Below are 15,416 nucleotides of genomic sequence, written 5' to 3'. Positions count from 1 at the left end.
GCGTGCTCGTGGAGTGCAGCGGTGGCTCACTCGGTGGTCTGATATGCGGTTTCCACACACTTTGCGCTTGACCCAAGAAAAACCGCAGCCGTCTGAACATCAGACGGCTGCGGTCATGCGAGCGGACAGGGAGGGATTCGAACCCTCGGTACGCTTTTGACGTACACACGATTTCCAATCGTGCTCATTCGACCACTCTGACACCTGCCCTTTCGGGACTCCGATCAGGAGTGCGCGGCGATTATATCGAGAGGAGCCCGACAATGCAAGCTTTATTTTGTCGAATAGCTCACTTTTCCGATTTCGCCCTCAGCTCAGGCGACGCCGGACGAGGTCGGCATAGCGCAGTCCGCTGCCGCCGAAGAGGTCGAGCGCACTGCCGACGGTGGCGTCGAGGGTTCCGCCGCTGAGTTGCTCAATGAGCTCGAAGTCTCCCGGTTGTGCGATGCCTCCGGCGTAGGTCATCGGGCAGCCGCGCCAGCTGCCGAGCATCGCGACGAGCTCGCGGTCAATGCCCCGGCACTTGCCCTCGACGTCGGCCGCATGGATGAGGAATTCGGCGCAGGATGAGGTCAAGGCATCCAGCGTGGCGGGTGTCACGTCGAGTTCGGTCAGCGTCTGCCAGCGGTTCATGGCGACCACCCAGCCCGAGCCGCAGCGGCGGCAGCTCAGATCCAGCACGAGGTGCTCGCGCCCGACGCGCTCGACCAGTGCGGCCAGAGCTTCGCGCTTGAAGCGACCCTGTGCGTCGAAGAGCACGCTGGTGACGATGACGTGCGAGGCTCCCGCGGCTATCCAGCGCTCGGCATTTTCCGGCGTGATGCCGCCGCCGATCTGCATGCCGCCGGGGTAGGCGGCCAGGGCAGCCAGTGCGGCTTCGTCGTTGCCGGGGCCGAGTTTGATGATGTGTCCGCCCCTCAGACCGTCCTCCCGGTAGCGTGCGGCAAACCACTCGGCGCCGTGAGTCGACACGAAGTTGGTGTGCAAGCCCGCGCCGTCATCGGTGAGGCTGCTGCCGACGATTTGTTTGACGCAACCGTTGTGGAGGTCGATGCAGGGGCGAAAATGGGTCATGCCCCCATTATACGGGCTGCCCGCCTCATGGCAAGACAAAACCCCCCGCGCCGATCGACGGCGCGGGGGGAATCACGAACAAGAGAGTCAGCCTCGGCGGCTTACATGCCGACGATTTCGTAGCCGCCGTCGACGTAGAGCACCTGCCCCGTCACGCTGGCTGCGCCGTCGCTGGCGAGATACGTCGCCGTAGCGCCGAGCTCCTCCAAGGTGCAGGAACGCTGAAGCGGGCTGCGCTCCTCATAGACCTTGAACATGCCGGTGAAGCCCGAGACGCCGCGCGCGGCAAGCGTCTGCACCGGACCGGCCGAAATGCAGTTGACGCGAATCGGCTTCTCGCGGCGACCGAGGTCGAAGGCGAGATACTTGGCGCAGGTCTCGAGAGCGCTCTTCGAAACGGCCATGAGGTTGTAATTCGGCACGACCTTCTGGCTGGCGTAGTAGGTCAGCGCCGTGATGGAGCCGCCGTTGACCATGAGCGGAGCCACGGCACGGCTCAGCGCGATCAGAGAGTAGGCCGAGATCTGCAGCGAGAGGTTGAAGGCATCGCGCGGGATGTCGGAGAAGTGCCCTTCCAGCGCACCCGGAGCCTTCGGCGCAAAGGCGATGGCGTGCAGCAGCATGTCGACATGGTCGGTCTGAGCCGCCACGAAGGAGAAGAAATTGGCGATGGACTCATCGCTCGACACATCGAGCTCGCACACGGGCGTATCCTCACCGAAGGTCTCCTTCACCAGCTTGATGACGCCGTCCTTGAGGCGCTCACCCTGGTAGTTGAAAATGAGCTTAGCGCCGGCCTCGTGCCACGCCTTGGCGATGCCGAATGCGATACTGCGCTTGTTGGCGACACCGGTGACGACGCCCACCTTACCTTCCAATGGTTTTGCAAGTGACATAAGTTCTGTAATGGTTTGAATGTGAAATTAGCGGCAGGGGAACTCCTGCGAGATGATGCGCGAGTAAGTGACGGACATCGCAATGCCCATCTGCTCCATGTGGGCGATGCGGCGATCAACCTCTTCGTCCGAGATGTTGTAGTCATCGACCACGAACTTGAGGCGGTAATAGACGAAGCCGCCCTCCATATCCAGCAAGAGCTGCCCCTCGGGGAGATTGGCGTTGAGCGTCAGCAGCAGCATGCTGAGTTCCTGAAGATCCTCGCGAGCGATGCGCAGCGCAAAATGAGCGTCGAAGACAAGGCTGCAGGGCTCATGCAGCTCGGTGAACATAAAGGTGCAAGGCAGCCCCGTGACGTCGATGGGCAGGTAGGCCAGCCCCACCTTGTCGGCCTGCGGCCCCATGGTGATCCACTCGTACTCCTCTCCTCTGCGGATGAGGTGCTGGCGTACACGCGCCAGAAGATTCGGTTGTTTCGGCATATGGAAGTCCTGTTGAGCAGCTTCTTGATGAAGGCTGCCTCTCTACGGACACGATATTACACCCCCGAAGCGGTTGCGTCAAGAAAATGTGAGGGGAAAGTGATGCCGCCCGGCTTCTCCCGTCTCGGTCGGACGGCGGCCGGCATCGTCTCAATGCAAACAAAGGCCGCGAGCCGAGCCGGCGTGCGCAAGGCGCAACTTCTCGGCTACGGTGTCGAGGACTCGGAGCTCGTCTTCTTCGAGATGCAGCGCCAACCGATCCACCGCTCGGTAAAAATGCGAGTAGACACTCTCAAAGAGCTCATGCCCCTTGGCCGAGAGACGAATGCAAACAGCTCGGCGATCCGTCGGATTCGTGCTGCGCTCAAAAAAGCCTTTGGAAACCATCGCCTCGACCAGCAGAGAAGTCGCGGGCACCGTCATCTGCAGGCTTGCCGCCAAGCTCTTGAGGGATATGCCCTGCGGATTCTCCTCCGTCAGCAGGCGCACCTGCGAGAGGGCTGCCCCTTGGCGCACCGTCAGGCCGTTGACTTTCTTGACGTCGGGAGAATCGGCGAGCTTGATACTCCGGCGTCTGAGGTCATCCAGCACGTGGAGCAGCTTCTGGAACGAGACGTGCGGAGCGTGGGGTGACGGGGCGTCCATACCGTCATCATACAGTGCCTCGCTCAAAAGTCCAGTTCATTCAAAGCTCAGCCGCAAAGACCTCGCTTTTCTTCGCCGCCTCATCCGCGGAAACGGCAGGGGCAGCGGGAGGGGCGGCGGCGGAGAGCCCGAAGAGAGAGCCCGAAGATTAGGCGCGGCTGCGGCTTGCCAAATGCCGTGCGCGGTGGTAGAGTAGGCGCATGCATCATCAGAGTCCGCCGCGCGCCTGGGTTGAAGTCCGCCCCGAAGCCATCGCGCACAATCTCGATGTCGCTAGGCAGGCACTGCCCGGCACGGAGCTCATGCCCGTGGTGAAAGCGGGTGCTTACGGGCACGGTCTGGAGCCGGTGGCGCGCCGGCTCGACACCGACGGCATCACCTTTTTCGGCGTAGCCAATGCCGGGGAGGCTCGGCGCCTCAGTCTGGCGGGCATCCGCACCAAACCCTTTATTCTGGGGCCGACGCTGCCCGACGAGCGCGAAGAAATCGTACTCAACGGCTGGGGATGCACCATCTCATCGCTCGACGAGGCGCAGCAGTTCAACAGCCTCGCCGAGCTCTATGACAAGACTTTTCTGGTGCACGTGGCGACGGACACGGGCATGGGCCGAGAGGGCTTTCTGCCCGAGCAGCTCGGCTCGGTGATCGAGCCGCTCAAGGCCATGCGCCGCTTGGTCGTGGACGGTGTGATGTCCCACTTCCCCGTCGCCGACGAGGACGTACCGTTCACGCAGGCGGAAATCGGCATCTTCCGCGACTGCATTGCCGAGCTCAGTCGCCACTTCCGCCTGCGCTACCGCCACATCGCCGCCAGCGCGGGCGAGCTGGGCTACGAGGTGCCCGAGGCCAATCTGGCTCGCCCCGGGCTGCTGCTCTACGGCGTGGCGCCGATGGCCTCCATCTACGACAACCTGCTGCGCCCGACGCTCAGTCTTCTCTCGCGGGTGACGCTGGTGCGCGAGCTGCCGGCGGGGCACGGCGTCTCCTACGGCCGCGAGTTCATAACCTCAAAGCCGACGAAGGTGGCCACCATCGGCATCGGCTATGCCGACGGGTGGAGCCGCCGTTTGGGGGGGCGCGGCACGCGCCTCTTCATCAACGGCCACTACTGCCCGATGCTGGGGCGCGTGACGATGGACCAGATCATGGCCGACGTGTCCGAGCTGCCCTTTGTCGCACCGGGCGATGAAGTCGAGCTCATCGGCGAACACATTCCCGTCACGGAAGTGGCTCAGCGCGCCGGCACCATTGTCTGGGAAATCTTCACCGGCCTCGGCCCGCGCCTGCCCCGCATCTACCGCTGACCCGCCTCCGCCGCTGACAACCGCCCCCCCCTGCTCCCCTCACCGATGAAAGACTGCAACTCTGCCGCAGCCGACGCGAAAGACGCCGTGCTTCTGACCATGCTCGGCACCGGCAACGCCGGCGCGACGCGCTGCTACAACACTTGCTTTGCCCTGCGCTGCGGCACGCAAACCCTGCTGGTAGACGGCGGCGGCGGCAACGGCATTCTCCCCCGACTCGACGCCGCCGGCATCGCGCTGCGCGACATCAGCGACATCTTTCTGACCCACACGCACACCGACCACATCTTCGGCGTGGTCTGGGTACTGCGCATGGTCGCGCAAGCCGTCAACAGCGGGCAGCAGCGTGAGCCCCTGCGCGTTTGGGGACATGCCGAGGGGCTCAGCGCGCTCGAAGCCATCTGCCGCCTGACGCTGCCGGGCAAAGTCTGCAAGCGCTTCGGCGAGGCCATCGTCTTCTGCCCGCTCGCGGACGGGGACGCCTTTGAAGCGGCCGGGCTCCGCGCGCGGGCCTTTGACATCGGCTCAACCAAGGCGAAACAGTTCGGTTTTCGCCTCGCCTTGCCCGACGAGCGGGTTCTCGTCTGCCTCGGCGATGAACCCTTTGCCGAAAAGACGCGCCCGCTCGTCGAGGGTGCCGACTGGCTGCTCTGCGAAGCCTTCTGCTGCTACGCCGACCGCGAACGCTTCCGCCCCTACGAAAAACACCACAGCACGGCGCTCGATGCCGGACGCCTCGCCGCCGGGCTCGGGGTGAAAAATCTGCTGCTCTACCACACGGAAGACAGCGATCTCGCCCACCGCCGCGAGCGCTACGCGCAGGAAGCCGCCGAACACTTTACCGGCCCGATCTTCGTGCCGACAGACGGCGAAAGCCTCAGCCTCTGAAGCTCCTTCGCGCCTCCGCCTCGCGCTGAAGAGTCCGCGAGAGCCGTCCTGAGCTTTTTGCCCGGCTGCGGCAACCCAAATCCCCTCTCGGCACGGGAAGTTGACACCTCGCGAAACAGGGGGAGTCGCAGCCTGCGTGCTCCGGCAGACAAAAGCCGGGCTGCGAGAAAATGGATATATTTCCGATTTGACCTGCCTCCTTGATTTCGCTATACTGAGGGCACGCGGTACTCTTCAGTACCGCATAAAAATCCCTATCAAAATGAAAACGTTCCTGTTGACCACCGTTCTGGCGGCCTCCTGCGCTTTTGCTCAGGCTGCTGCACCCGCTGCTCCCGCCGAGCTTTCCGCCGAAGCTCAGGCTCTCGTTCCCTTCGTGGACGAGATGGCTGCTTGCATGAACCAAATCTCCGACCGGCTTGACTCCATCAAGGACAAGGCCTCCGCCGATGCCGCCGCTCCGAAGCTCGCCGAGCTCTTTGAGCAGCTCAAAACGATCAAGACCAAGGTCACCGAGATCACGGCCAAAAACCCCAATGCTCAGCTCGAGATTCAGGGTCTTGCCTCCGAGAAGCTCAAGGCTCCGCTTACGCGTTTCATGCAGTCCATCGCCAACGTTGCCATCAACAACGGCTACGAGTCCGAGGCTCTTCTGGAGGTTTTCATGAGCCTGCAGGAAGACTCCGCCATGTGACATCTCCCGCCAAGACTTCTCAAGCAAAGCGGCTCCGGCAGTTGCCGGAGCCGCTTTTTGTTGCGCTGCACGCCAACGCGCCATTTTCTGATGCGGCATGGCGTTTTTCCGGTTTGACAGAGCCGCCCGCCGGGGCTATCATCACGAAATGGGCAGAGGACTATTCGCCTCCCCACCTTCTCAAACATTTTGCTCTGCATCGCCACCATGAAAACCCCACTCATCATCATCGCCGCCTCGCTGGTCAGCCTTCCGCTGGCCGCCGACATCACCCTGCCCGGGCGCCGCGCCCCCAAACTGCCGCCCCCGCCGCCCGATTGGACCGAAGCGGAAGAGCCCCCCGCCGCTCAGACGCCGACGCCCTCCGCACCCTCCGCGCCCGGCGCACCGACTTCTGCGGGGGCTGCTGATTCCGCTGTGCCGTCGCCCGCCACACCCGCACCGCCGACGGCCGCAGATGCTGCCCAAGCCGCCGCCGGAGCGGCGAGCCCCAAGCCCGCCCCGAATCCTCAGGATGAGGCTTTGGCGGAAGGGCTCGACGAGATGACGGACATTCTCCGTTCGGTTCGCGATACCGCCTCGGCCGATGCCGCCGCGCTTGAGCTCGAGGCCTGCGCACGGGGACTCGGCCTCAACCGGCTTTCCGGAGCCTCTCTGCCGCAGGCCATGCAAACGCTGCGCGGTTCCGGCGCGGCGACCGCATCGTTCCGCAACTACATGCAGGAGGTGTTCCGCGTGACGGCGGCCCGCTTCTACGGCTCCGAGCTGCTGCGGCAGGTGCTCGGCGAAATGAATTGAGGCCATCGCGCCGCAGCTCCCCCTCCGCGCGCCCGCGTCTGCGATTCGGCAGGCGCGGGCTGCTTTGGCCTTGAAAAAGGCTCTCATCTATGCTACCATCGCTCGCGATGAAGGTCATCGTTGTAACAGGCGGCATCGCCTCCGGCAAAACCACGGCAGTTCGCATGCTCAGCGAAATGGGCGGCAAGGGCGTGGAGATCTTTGACTGCGACGCCGAAGCCAAAAAACTGCGCGAAAGCGGTGCGCTGACGCAAGAGCTCATCGCCGCGCTCGGGGAAGGCATTCTCGACGCTCAGGGGCAAATCAGCGCCGAGGCTCTGCGTCAACTCGTCGAGACGGATGCCGAAAAGCGCGCCGCCCTCGGCCGCGTCGTGCACCCGCGCCTCGCCGCAGCCTACGCGGATGCCGTTGCCGCCGCTCGCGAGCGCGGTGACGTGCACACCTTCATCCTCGATGCGCCGCTCTACTTTGAATCCGAATCGGTGTTCGAGGCCGATATGGTCTGTCTGGTGGCCTGCAGTGAGGCGGTGCAACGGCTGCGCCTGATGCGCCGCAACGATTTTTCGCAGCAGGAGGCCGACCGCCTGATGGCGGCGCAGATGCCCACGGACGAGAAAATCCGCCGCGCCGACGTGGTCTTTTGGAACGAGGGTGCGCGCGTTCGCCTTTCGTCGCAAATTCAGGTTTTCTACAACACATGGTTGGCTCCCGAGGCCAAGGCTCTGCAGGCTCGCTCGATGATATTCAACCTCAATGAGCTGCGACAACTGCCGCTCAACGAGCTCATCGCGATGGCGAGCGCGGCCGAGCTGCGCAACGCCGTCGGCCTGCCCCGCGCCGAGCTGATCTATGAGCTGATGCGCTTCCACCTCGGCGCAGGGGCTCAGGTGCAGGCCGCCGGCGTGCTCGAATTTCTGCCCGACGGCTCCGTCAGCCTGCGCGATGCCGCGCGCAGCTTCCGCCCCTGCAAGGACGACCCGCTGCTGCCCCACGATCTGGTGCGCAACCACGGTCTGCGACCCGGCCAGGCCGTCACGGCCAAGCTGCGCCTGCCTCGGCAGTCGCGAGAGAACGGGCGCTTGGTGGTCGATGCGCTGCTGAGTATTGAGGGCAAGCCGGCCGAGCAGTACACGGCGCCGAAGGACTTCGACCGCCTGACGCCCCTCATCCCCCGCGAGCGCCTGATTCTCGAGAACAACGTCAACAAGGCCGCCTCGATGCGCGTGCTCGACCTCATCACACCGCTGGGGCTGGGGCAGCGCGCCCTCATCGTCGCCCCGCCGCGCGGCGGCAAAACGGTGCTGCTCAAGACGATCGCAAGCTCGCTGCGCGCCAACTATCCCGATCTCGACCTGCTGATTCTGCTGCTCGACGAGCGCCCCGAGGAGGTGACCGACTTTGAGGAGACGGTCGATGCGCCCGTCTATGCCTCGACCTTTGACGAGCCCTCGAAGCGCCACGCGCAGCTGAGCGATCTGGTGCTGGAGCGCGCCCGACGCCTCGTTGAGCAGGGCCGCAACGTCGTCATCATGCTCGATTCGCTCACCCGCCTTGCGCGAGGCTACAACGCCAACCAAATCGGCGGCCGAACGATGTCGGGCGGCCTCGGCTCCAACGCGCTGGAAAAACCGCGCAAGTTCTTCGGCGCCGCGCGCAATGTTGAAGAAGGGGGCAGCCTGACCATCATTGCCACTTGCCTGGTGGACACGGAGTCGCGAATGGACGAAATTATCTTCGAAGAGTTCAAGGGCACGGGCAATATGGAGATTCGGCTCGATCGCGAGCTGGCCGAGCGCCGCATCTACCCCGCTATTTCGATTCCGCAGAGCGGCACGCGCAACGACGACCGCCTCTACCATCCCGACGAGCTGGTGCGCGTGCTGCAGCTGCGCCGCCAGCTGGCCTCGGTTCCGGGCTGGGAGGGGCTGGAGATGCTGCAGCGCAACATCGCCGCCACGCAGAACAACGCCGAGCTGCTGCTGCGCGGGCTGCGCTGAGGCCCCTGAGGCATGCGTTCTCCCTCTCCGCCGCGCGCCGCCTGAGTCTGCAACTCACCTTCACGGGGTGCACGCACCTCCGCGGCTCCGCCCGCATTCACGGGTTGCGCTCACCTTCAGGGCTCCGCCCGCGTTCGCGGGTTGCACGCACCTCTGCGGCTCCGCCCGCATTCGCAGCTACGCTCGCGCAACACGCGCCCTTTCGAGACGGCGGGTCGCCGCCGCCACGCCCGTGCACAAAGCCCGACGGCGCGCTCGCGGCGCCCCGGCTTCCCTCACTCCATCAGAGCCGTGGGCTCAGCGGCCGACGCAGGCCAGAGCTGCTGCTCGACCATGAAGGTCTCCCAGGCCAGCAGCATCTTCTCAAAGGCCGTCGGGTTCACCTCAAAGTTCGTCAGCGTATGATCAACCCCGGGGCAGATGACGAACTCGGCCTTGTTGCCCAGCTTCTGCCACACGTCGCAGAACCACTCGCGCATCCCGCAGTCAAGCAGGGGATCCTCAAAGCCGTGGGCGCAGAAGAGCGGCGGCAGGTGAGGGCGGAACAAATCACAGGGGTTGAGGGAAACGGCACTCTTGCCCGAGAGGCCCTTGGCATTGAGCTGGTGCGCCTCGCGGGCCTCCGTATCGACCACGCCGCGAAAAATAGCCACGGCCGCCGGCATCAGCGGCAGGACGGGCTTCTCAAAAAACTTCCACCAGGAGCGGCGCTTGGCGGGCTGCATGGCCGTGTGGAGCGCCATGAGACCGCCGGCATCAGAGCCAGCCACCGTGATGCAGTCGGGGTCCACACCGAGAGCCTCGGCATTGCGGTGCAGCCAGACCCAAGCGTCGAGCCCGTCCTGTACAATCTCATCAGCCTTCACATCGAAGCGCGCATGCGTGCGGTACTCGGGCAGAAAGCAGACGATGCCGCGGCTGGCCAAATGCAGCGCCCACGAGCTGAACTCACTCACGTAGTCGAGCATCCACATGCCGCCGTGAAAAAACATGACGGCGGGAGCCTTGGACTCGGGGCGGTGCCCCGCCGGAGCAATCATAAACACGCGCAGACCCACGCCATCGGCAAACTGCTTCCACACGAAGGAGGCGGAGCGATCAAGCCAGCGACGGTTACGGGCTTCGCCGGCCGTGCGCGGGTGATGGAGAAAGGGCGTCATACTGCCCCCCCAGTATGCATTTTTCTTGCCATAAAAGCAAGCATGTTGTAGTCTGGATGCAGGCATGAAATCATTTTTTTACTCTCTTCTGGCTCTGAGCGTCGCAGCGGCCGCGGCCGAAGCGCAGGTCGGCAATGACGCTCTGGATGCGGCGACGCGCAAACACATGGCCGAACGCGATGCAGCCAACAACCCGGCGCCCGAATCGCCGCTGAGGCTCCCCCTCCAGGATAGGGCGCGCGAGATTGCCGAGCTCGCCTACAACACGTGGCGCGTCAGCCACTCCAACGGAGGCAACCTCGTCGCTTGGGAGAACTGCACCACGCGCTCGCGCATCCGCAAGGTGAGAAACCTCATCATCTCGCAGCGCGGTCAGTACCCGCAGGACTACTTCCGCGAGGCGCAGTACATGCCCTCTCTCGATCACTTCACCTACGTGGGTTCCGTCGCCTCCTGCGAAGGGCGCACGCTGGCAGCCACTTACTTCGGCAAGATGCAGCTGGGCGAGAAGGGCAAGCCGGAGGATGCGGCTTTCGTCGTTCTGCTGGTGCAGGAGGACGGCCGATGGAAGGTGGATCAAACGCGTTTCTTCACGCTGACGCGCATTCCCGAGGTTCGCAAGCGCCTTCTGGCCCGCGATACGAAGGTCCTGCTCGAGCAGGACGGCTTTCACCCCTACCGCGCCCTTCCCGACACCCCGCCGCTCTGCCCCGCTCCGCAGCTCATCGGCAAAATCTTTGTCGACTGCCCCGGGCGAGAAATCGACTTGAAGATCAACGGCATTTCGATGCACGAATTTTACGATGAACGCCGCGCGGACGTCATCTCCGGCGGGTTGCGCCGCGGTGCCAACACCATCAGCTACACGATCCGCGACCTCGACGGCAAGGAGCGCCCCGCCATGGCCATCGGCCTCTTCGTCATGCCCGAAACGCCCGGCAACACGCCCGTGTGCGTCTATGATCACATTCTCGACGGCAGTGACACGGCCAAGAGCGGCAGCTTCACCTTCACCATCAGCAACACGCAGATTGCTTCGATGAATCCGAAGTTCAAGGGCGAGAAGCCCGAGCCCTTCCACGCCGTCCCGCTCAAGCAAAAGCCGCAGCAGGATGCGCCGCAAAAATCCGCCCCGGCTGCGCCTGCGCCCCCTGCCCCGCAGCCGCGCTGAGCCGAAAAGCACACAGGCTTCCGCCACCCTTCCCCGTCGCCGCGACCCTCCGTCGCGGCGACGTTTTTTGTCTCCCGCCGCCGCGCTCGGGCAGCTTCGGCCGTCGCCGAGACCAAAAGAGCCGAGGCCGCTTTGCCGATGGCGGCGGTGTGACGGCTTTACCGATAGTGGTGCGGACGTGTGGGCGGAGCGGGCCTCAGGCAAACAAAATCGCCCGCTTGCGCAGAGCAAGCGGGCGATGAAGGCGTTTGATGCTCGGTTCTTTAGTTGAACTTGGCGATGAGGGCCTGACGCTGAGCTTCGAGCTCGGCGGGCAGCTTGTCACCGACCATGTTGAAGAGCTCGGTCTGAGACTCAAGCTCAGCCTGCCACTCGGAGGAGGACAGGTGCATGTTGTCGGCGAACTGAGCCTCCGTGTAGTCGAGACCCGTCAGATCCAGCTCGTCATACTTGGGCGAGACACCCAGAGCGGTCTCCTGACCCTCGACCTCACCGTGGCAACGGCGCAGCACCCAGTCGAGCACGCGCATGTTGTCACCGAAGCCCGGCCAGATGAAGTGACCGTCCTTGTCCTTGCGGAACCAGTTGACGTTGAAGATCTTGGGCAGCTTGCAGGAGCAGGTCTTCTCGCCCATCTCAAGCCAGTGCTTCCAGTAGTCGCCGACGTTGTAGCCGATGAAGGGCTTCATGGCCATCGGGTCGCGACGCACCTGGCCGATCTGGCCGAAGGCGGCAGCCGTCATCTCGGAGCCCATCGTGGCGCCCACGTAGACACCGTGCTTCCAATCGCGGGACTGGAACACGAGCGGCATCGTGGTGGCGCGACGGCCGCCGAAGAGGAAGGCGCTGATCGAGACACCCTCGGGGTTGTAGTACTCCGGATCGAGCGTCGGGCACTGGGCGGCGGGAGCGGTGAAGCGGCTATTGGGGTGAGCGCACTTGCGGCCGCAGTCGGGCGTCCAGTCGTTGCCCTGCCAGTCGATGGCGTGTGCCGGCGGCTCGCCGTCCATGCCCTCCCACCAGACGTCGCCGTCGTCGGTCAGACCCACGTTCGTGAAGATGACGTTGGCCTTGATCGTGTCCATGGCGATGGGGTTCGTCTTGTAGGACGTGCCGGGAGCCACACCGAAGTAGCCGTTCTCGGGGTTGATGGCGTGGAAGGTGCCGTCTTCGTGCGGCCAAATCCAAGCGATATCGTCACCGATGATGCTGGTCTTCCAACCCTTCTCGCGGAAGGCGGGCGGAGGAACGAGCATGGCCAGGTTCGTCTTGCCGCAGGCGGACGGGAAGGCGCCCGTCACGTAGGACTTGCGGCCGTTCGGGTCGGTGATGCCGAGGATGAGCATGTGCTCAGCCATCCAGCCGTTGTTGCGGGCGATCGTCGTAGCGATGCGCAGAGCGAGGCACTTCTTGCCGAGCAGAGCGTTACCACCGTAACCGGAGCCGTACGAGATGATCTCGCCGGTCTCGGGGAAGTGGCAGATGTACTTCTCCTCGTTGTTGCAGGGCCAAGTGACATCCTGCTGACCGGGCTCGAGCGGAGCGCCGACGGAGTGCAGGCAGGGCACGAAGTCGCCGTAGCCGTCACGCTTCGGGTTGCCGCCGCCCTGAGTCTCCTCCTCCAGACGCTTGAGAACCTTCTCGCCCATGATGGTCATGATGCGCATGTTGGTCACAACGTAAGCGGAGTCGGTGATCTCAATACCGATCTTGGCAAGGGGGGAGTCAAGCGGGCCCATGCAGAAAGGAATCACGTACATGGTACGGCCCTTCATGCAGCCATCGAGGAACTTGTTGAGGATGGCCTTCATCTCGGCCGGAGCCTTCCAGTTGTTGGTGGGGCCGGCGTCCTCCTGCTTCTCGGAGCAGATGAACGTGCGCTCCTCCACACGGGCAACATCGGAAGGAGTGGAACGAGCCAGGAAGCAGTTGGGGCGCTTCTCGGGATTCAGGCGAATGTAGGTGCCCTTCTCAACCAGCATGTCACAAAGCTGGGTGTTCTCTTCCTCGGAACCGTCGCACCAGTAGACGGAATCGGGTTTGCAGAGCTGGCGGACTTGCTCCACCCACTCAGCAGCCTTCTTGTGAGTAGTACCAGTGATTTTCATGGTGCTCGTAGCTTAGCACGTTTTTTGCCGACTTGCAACTCAAAATTCTTCCATTTTGCGTCGCGCGCGAATGATTTTGTCAGCGGCGCCGCCGCGGGCTTCGCGCGGTGCTTCTGCCCGGGTTATGCGGCGGCATTCACAAAATCGCTCGGCTCAGCGGGTTTGAGCCGAGAGCCGCGGCGCACTCACGCGCACAACAAACTTGCACATGCCGCGGCAGCGTGATACAATGGCTTGCGTCATGGTAGAGGAGATGCCACCGAACGAGGATATCATCTTCGTGCAGCAGAGCAACAAGGTGATCAATGCGAGCGGAAACCCCGAGAACGTCGCGCGCCACATGGTCTCGCGAGCCTCGGTCATTCTGTGGCTTCTGCTGGCTCTGGGCGGGTTGGATCTCTGGCTGCTCGGCTTGCTCGGCTACCTTTGACGCCCCAGCGAAGGCGGCACCGCAGCCTCGCTGCCCGATTCCGCCCCGCGGAGCCGCTGCGCTCTCACCTCGGCGCACCGCGCCGCCCGCTGCGCCGCCCTGCTCTCACGGCTGCGCTGACTGCTGCCGTCGCGCCCGGGCTCGCGCCGCTCGGCCTTCGCCTGCCGAGCCCCTGCGGCCGCTGCCGCATTCGGCGCACAATCCTGCCGTGCGCCATTCTGCTGCCGTGTACAATCCGGCCGTGTGCAGTCCTGCGCCGCAGCCCTGAGCCGCAGCTTTACGGCTGCTCGGCAGCTCCGCCTTTTTCTCGCCCGTCGGCTGCGCTTCCGCGGCGGAGGAAGGCCCGCAGAGCCTCCCAGAGCGAATGCTTCGCCGAGCCGCGGCTGTAGAGCTGAGCGTCGGCGGTGTCGTGAATGTAGGCCCGGCCGTACTCATCGCAGGAGCGGCCGTCAAAACAAATGTTGAGATCGGCGCCGTCGCAGTGCCGCCAGCGCCCTCCCATCTCCGGGATGAAGTCGCGCATCGACTGCGAGTTCTCCACATACGCGTTGCCCCACCAATCCAGCCCCTCGGGGCGCTCCTTGCTCACGCTCGCGTCGACGGGGTCGAGCGTGATGAGGCAAATGCGGCCGCGCGGAGCGCCCTGCCCGTCTGCGTTCGCGCGGCGGGCGTCGAGCAGCTTGCGGCAAATCATCAAGCCCGATGAACCGCCCATGCTGTGGCCGATGATGATGAGATCCGCCTGAGGGTTGAGCTTGGCGAAGCGCAGCAGGTCGTCGGTGATGAGCCTCAGCCCGGCCTCTCGGTCGAGTTTCTCATCGCCGTCCCAGTGGTAATAAGCCACGGGAGCGCCCGTTGTACGGCGCAAGCGCATGGCCTCGTGCGCGACAATGCCGCCGACCTCGTCCCCGAAGCCCCCGAGGCAGACGTATGCCTCCGCCGCCCGCAGCGCGGGCAGAGGCTCCTGCGCATAAGCGTCCTCCGTCTCGCGAAGCTTGATGATACGCGGCTTGTCGGCAGACGGCGATTCATCGGCCGCCGGAGATTCATCGGCCGCCGGAGATTCATCGGCCGCCGGAGCCAAGCCGACGGCAAGCGCAGCGGCAGCGCTCGTGATGAGACGTGCGAACATGGCGGGAGTCGGGACGGAAGTCGGAGCGGGAGTCGGGGCGACGGGCGAAAACCGCGCCGAGGGCCGCAAGAGGCCATCGGCACGGTGTCCGCAGCGGGGCTGAGGGAAGCGTCCGATCAGTCCCTATCGTCGATGAGCCAGACCGGCAGCTCGCCCGAGGAGGCCGCATCCTGAGTCGATTCGACGCGCTCGATCAGGGTGACGGGACGCACGGGGTACTGGTTGGTCGGCTCTTTGACGTAATAGTGGTCGACCTTGAGGCGGACGGACTCGCCGGGTTTGAGCTCGCTGATGAGTTGGCGCACCGCGGCGTCCTGCCCGGGTTCGTCGGCCAGCATGTTGACGTAAATCGTGCTGCCCGGCTCGGATTTGGCATCGCCGTATTCGCCGAGACGCTCATAGTTCTCATTCTCCACGACGCGGAAGACGGCCAGCTTTTTGGCGTGGTCGCAGCGATCCGGGCAGAGAGCGGTGCGGTGCATGCAGGGGCGGTCAATGGTCTTCTCGTAGACGGCAACGACGGTGTTGGTTGCCAACAGCTCAGCGGGCTGGGGCAGTGCAGCGGCGTAAACCATCGGAGCAAAAAGTCCGGCAAGTGCGAAAGCAAATTTGTTGGTCATATATTTTTAAAAACGC

The 15,416-nt window shown here is 64.1% G+C and carries 15 protein-coding genes and 1 tRNA gene; 7 read left to right on the top strand and 9 right to left on the bottom strand.

The annotated features are described in order from the left end of the window. Positions 1-122 precede the first annotated feature (122 nt). The 5 genes from AC6UAL_RS07330 to AC6UAL_RS07310 all read right to left on the bottom strand — a co-directional run bounded on the left by AC6UAL_RS07330 (position 123) and on the right by AC6UAL_RS07310 (position 3,098). Positions 123-210: transfer RNA gene (locus tag AC6UAL_RS07330), tRNA-Ser, on the bottom strand. 99 nt (positions 211-309) lie between these two features. Then, complete coding sequence (gene hisA, locus AC6UAL_RS07325; protein ID WP_500682725.1) at positions 310-1,074, bottom strand: phosphoribosylformimino-5-aminoimidazole carboxamide ribotide isomerase; 765 nt, start codon at positions 1,072-1,074, stop codon at positions 310-312. A 101-nt stretch (positions 1,075-1,175) separates the two neighbouring features. Beyond that, positions 1,176-1,970 carry an enoyl-ACP reductase FabI gene (locus tag AC6UAL_RS07320; protein ID WP_500682724.1) on the bottom strand — a complete coding sequence of 265 codons (795 nt, stop codon included), beginning with the start codon at positions 1,968-1,970 and terminating at the stop codon, positions 1,176-1,178. 27 nt (positions 1,971-1,997) lie between these two features. Next, positions 1,998-2,453 carry a YbjN domain-containing protein gene (locus AC6UAL_RS07315; protein WP_500682723.1) on the bottom strand — a complete coding sequence of 152 codons (456 nt, stop codon included), beginning with the start codon at positions 2,451-2,453 and terminating at the stop codon, positions 1,998-2,000. Positions 2,454-2,603: 150 nt separating this feature from the next. Then, positions 2,604-3,098: a MarR family winged helix-turn-helix transcriptional regulator gene (locus AC6UAL_RS07310; RefSeq protein WP_500682722.1), complete on the bottom strand. Its 495-nt coding sequence runs from the start codon at positions 3,096-3,098 to the stop codon at positions 2,604-2,606. A gap of 200 nt (positions 3,099-3,298) precedes the next feature. Here AC6UAL_RS07310 and alr point away from each other — a divergent pair, with 200 nt between their 5' ends. The 5 genes from alr to rho all read left to right on the top strand — a co-directional run bounded on the left by alr (position 3,299) and on the right by rho (position 8,779). Continuing rightward, complete coding sequence (gene alr, locus AC6UAL_RS07305; protein ID WP_500682721.1) at positions 3,299-4,402, top strand: alanine racemase; 1,104 nt, start codon at positions 3,299-3,301, stop codon at positions 4,400-4,402. 45 nt (positions 4,403-4,447) lie between these two features. Continuing rightward, the gene (locus AC6UAL_RS07300) at positions 4,448-5,290 is read left to right on the top strand and encodes an MBL fold metallo-hydrolase (RefSeq protein ID WP_500682720.1); all 843 of its coding nucleotides are present in this window, start codon (positions 4,448-4,450) and stop codon (positions 5,288-5,290) included. 262 nt (positions 5,291-5,552) lie between these two features. Then, positions 5,553-5,984, top strand: coding sequence for a hypothetical protein (locus AC6UAL_RS07295; RefSeq protein ID WP_500682719.1), 432 nt, complete (start codon positions 5,553-5,555; stop codon positions 5,982-5,984). Between the two features lie 207 nt (positions 5,985-6,191). Then, positions 6,192-6,782: a hypothetical protein gene (locus tag AC6UAL_RS07290; RefSeq protein ID WP_500682718.1), complete on the top strand. Its 591-nt coding sequence runs from the start codon at positions 6,192-6,194 to the stop codon at positions 6,780-6,782. Between the two features lie 107 nt (positions 6,783-6,889). After that, positions 6,890-8,779: a transcription termination factor Rho gene (rho, locus tag AC6UAL_RS07285; protein ID WP_500682717.1), complete on the top strand. Its 1,890-nt coding sequence runs from the start codon at positions 6,890-6,892 to the stop codon at positions 8,777-8,779. A 275-nt stretch (positions 8,780-9,054) separates the two neighbouring features. Here the strand turns inward: rho and AC6UAL_RS07280 are convergent, their stop codons facing one another. Continuing rightward, a complete protein-coding gene (locus AC6UAL_RS07280; RefSeq protein ID WP_500682716.1) occupies positions 9,055-9,939 on the bottom strand; it encodes an alpha/beta hydrolase in 885 nt (294 codons plus the stop codon). A 64-nt stretch (positions 9,940-10,003) separates the two neighbouring features. Between AC6UAL_RS07280 and AC6UAL_RS07275 the strand changes: the two genes are divergently transcribed. Then, positions 10,004-11,110, top strand: coding sequence for a hypothetical protein (locus AC6UAL_RS07275; RefSeq protein ID WP_500682715.1), 1,107 nt, complete (start codon positions 10,004-10,006; stop codon positions 11,108-11,110). Positions 11,111-11,373: 263 nt separating this feature from the next. On the opposite strand, the gene AC6UAL_RS07270 is transcribed toward AC6UAL_RS07275, so the two are convergent. Continuing rightward, entirely contained in the window at positions 11,374-13,218 is a 1,845-nt protein-coding gene (locus AC6UAL_RS07270) for a phosphoenolpyruvate carboxykinase (GTP) (RefSeq protein ID WP_500682714.1), read from the bottom strand. A 241-nt stretch (positions 13,219-13,459) separates the two neighbouring features. Between AC6UAL_RS07270 and AC6UAL_RS07265 the strand changes: the two genes are divergently transcribed. Then, on the top strand, positions 13,460-13,648 hold the full coding sequence (locus AC6UAL_RS07265; protein WP_500682713.1) for a hypothetical protein: 189 nt from the start codon (positions 13,460-13,462) through the stop codon (positions 13,646-13,648). A 277-nt stretch (positions 13,649-13,925) separates the two neighbouring features. Here AC6UAL_RS07265 and AC6UAL_RS07260 read toward each other — a convergent pair whose 3' ends face one another. Together AC6UAL_RS07260 and AC6UAL_RS07255 are read right to left on the bottom strand one after the other, a co-directional pair. Next, entirely contained in the window at positions 13,926-14,780 is an 855-nt protein-coding gene (locus AC6UAL_RS07260; protein ID WP_500682712.1) for a hypothetical protein, read from the bottom strand. Positions 14,781-14,896: 116 nt separating this feature from the next. Beyond that, a complete protein-coding gene (locus AC6UAL_RS07255) occupies positions 14,897-15,400 on the bottom strand; it encodes a hypothetical protein (protein WP_500682711.1) in 504 nt (167 codons plus the stop codon). Positions 15,401-15,416: the final 16 nt, after the last annotated feature.

The sequence above is a fragment of the Candidatus Parakkermansia intestinigallinarum genome, assembly GCF_944389695.1.
Classification (GTDB): Bacteria; Verrucomicrobiota; Verrucomicrobiia; order Verrucomicrobiales; family Akkermansiaceae; genus Akkermansia; species Akkermansia intestinigallinarum.
This window is presented reverse-complemented; position numbering and strand designations above follow the sequence as displayed.

Bases quoted from the DNA above. Each gene is read 5' to 3' on its own strand.
- AC6UAL_RS07255 (WP_500682711.1), bottom strand. From the start codon at position 15,400: ATGACCAACAAATTTGCTTTCGCACTTGCCGGACTTTTTGCTCCGATG.
- alr (WP_500682721.1), top strand. From the start codon at position 3,299: ATGCATCATCAGAGTCCGCCGCGCGCCTGGGTTGAAGTCCGCCCCGAA.
- rho (WP_500682717.1), top strand. From the start codon at position 6,890: ATGAAGGTCATCGTTGTAACAGGCGGCATCGCCTCCGGCAAAACCACG.
- AC6UAL_RS07280 (WP_500682716.1), bottom strand. From the start codon at position 9,939: ATGACGCCCTTTCTCCATCACCCGCGCACGGCCGGCGAAGCCCGTAAC.
- hisA (WP_500682725.1), bottom strand. From the start codon at position 1,074: ATGACCCATTTTCGCCCCTGCATCGACCTCCACAACGGTTGCGTCAAA.
- AC6UAL_RS07260 (WP_500682712.1), bottom strand. From the start codon at position 14,780: ATGTTCGCACGTCTCATCACGAGCGCTGCCGCTGCGCTTGCCGTCGGC.
- AC6UAL_RS07300 (WP_500682720.1), top strand. From the start codon at position 4,448: ATGAAAGACTGCAACTCTGCCGCAGCCGACGCGAAAGACGCCGTGCTT.
- AC6UAL_RS07270 (WP_500682714.1), bottom strand. From the start codon at position 13,218: ATGAAAATCACTGGTACTACTCACAAGAAGGCTGCTGAGTGGGTGGAG.
- AC6UAL_RS07295 (WP_500682719.1), top strand. From the start codon at position 5,553: ATGAAAACGTTCCTGTTGACCACCGTTCTGGCGGCCTCCTGCGCTTTT.
- AC6UAL_RS07275 (WP_500682715.1), top strand. From the start codon at position 10,004: ATGAAATCATTTTTTTACTCTCTTCTGGCTCTGAGCGTCGCAGCGGCC.
- AC6UAL_RS07320 (WP_500682724.1), bottom strand. From the start codon at position 1,970: ATGTCACTTGCAAAACCATTGGAAGGTAAGGTGGGCGTCGTCACCGGT.
- AC6UAL_RS07265 (WP_500682713.1), top strand. From the start codon at position 13,460: ATGGTAGAGGAGATGCCACCGAACGAGGATATCATCTTCGTGCAGCAG.
- AC6UAL_RS07315 (WP_500682723.1), bottom strand. From the start codon at position 2,453: ATGCCGAAACAACCGAATCTTCTGGCGCGTGTACGCCAGCACCTCATC.
- AC6UAL_RS07290 (WP_500682718.1), top strand. From the start codon at position 6,192: ATGAAAACCCCACTCATCATCATCGCCGCCTCGCTGGTCAGCCTTCCG.
- AC6UAL_RS07310 (WP_500682722.1), bottom strand. From the start codon at position 3,098: ATGGACGCCCCGTCACCCCACGCTCCGCACGTCTCGTTCCAGAAGCTG.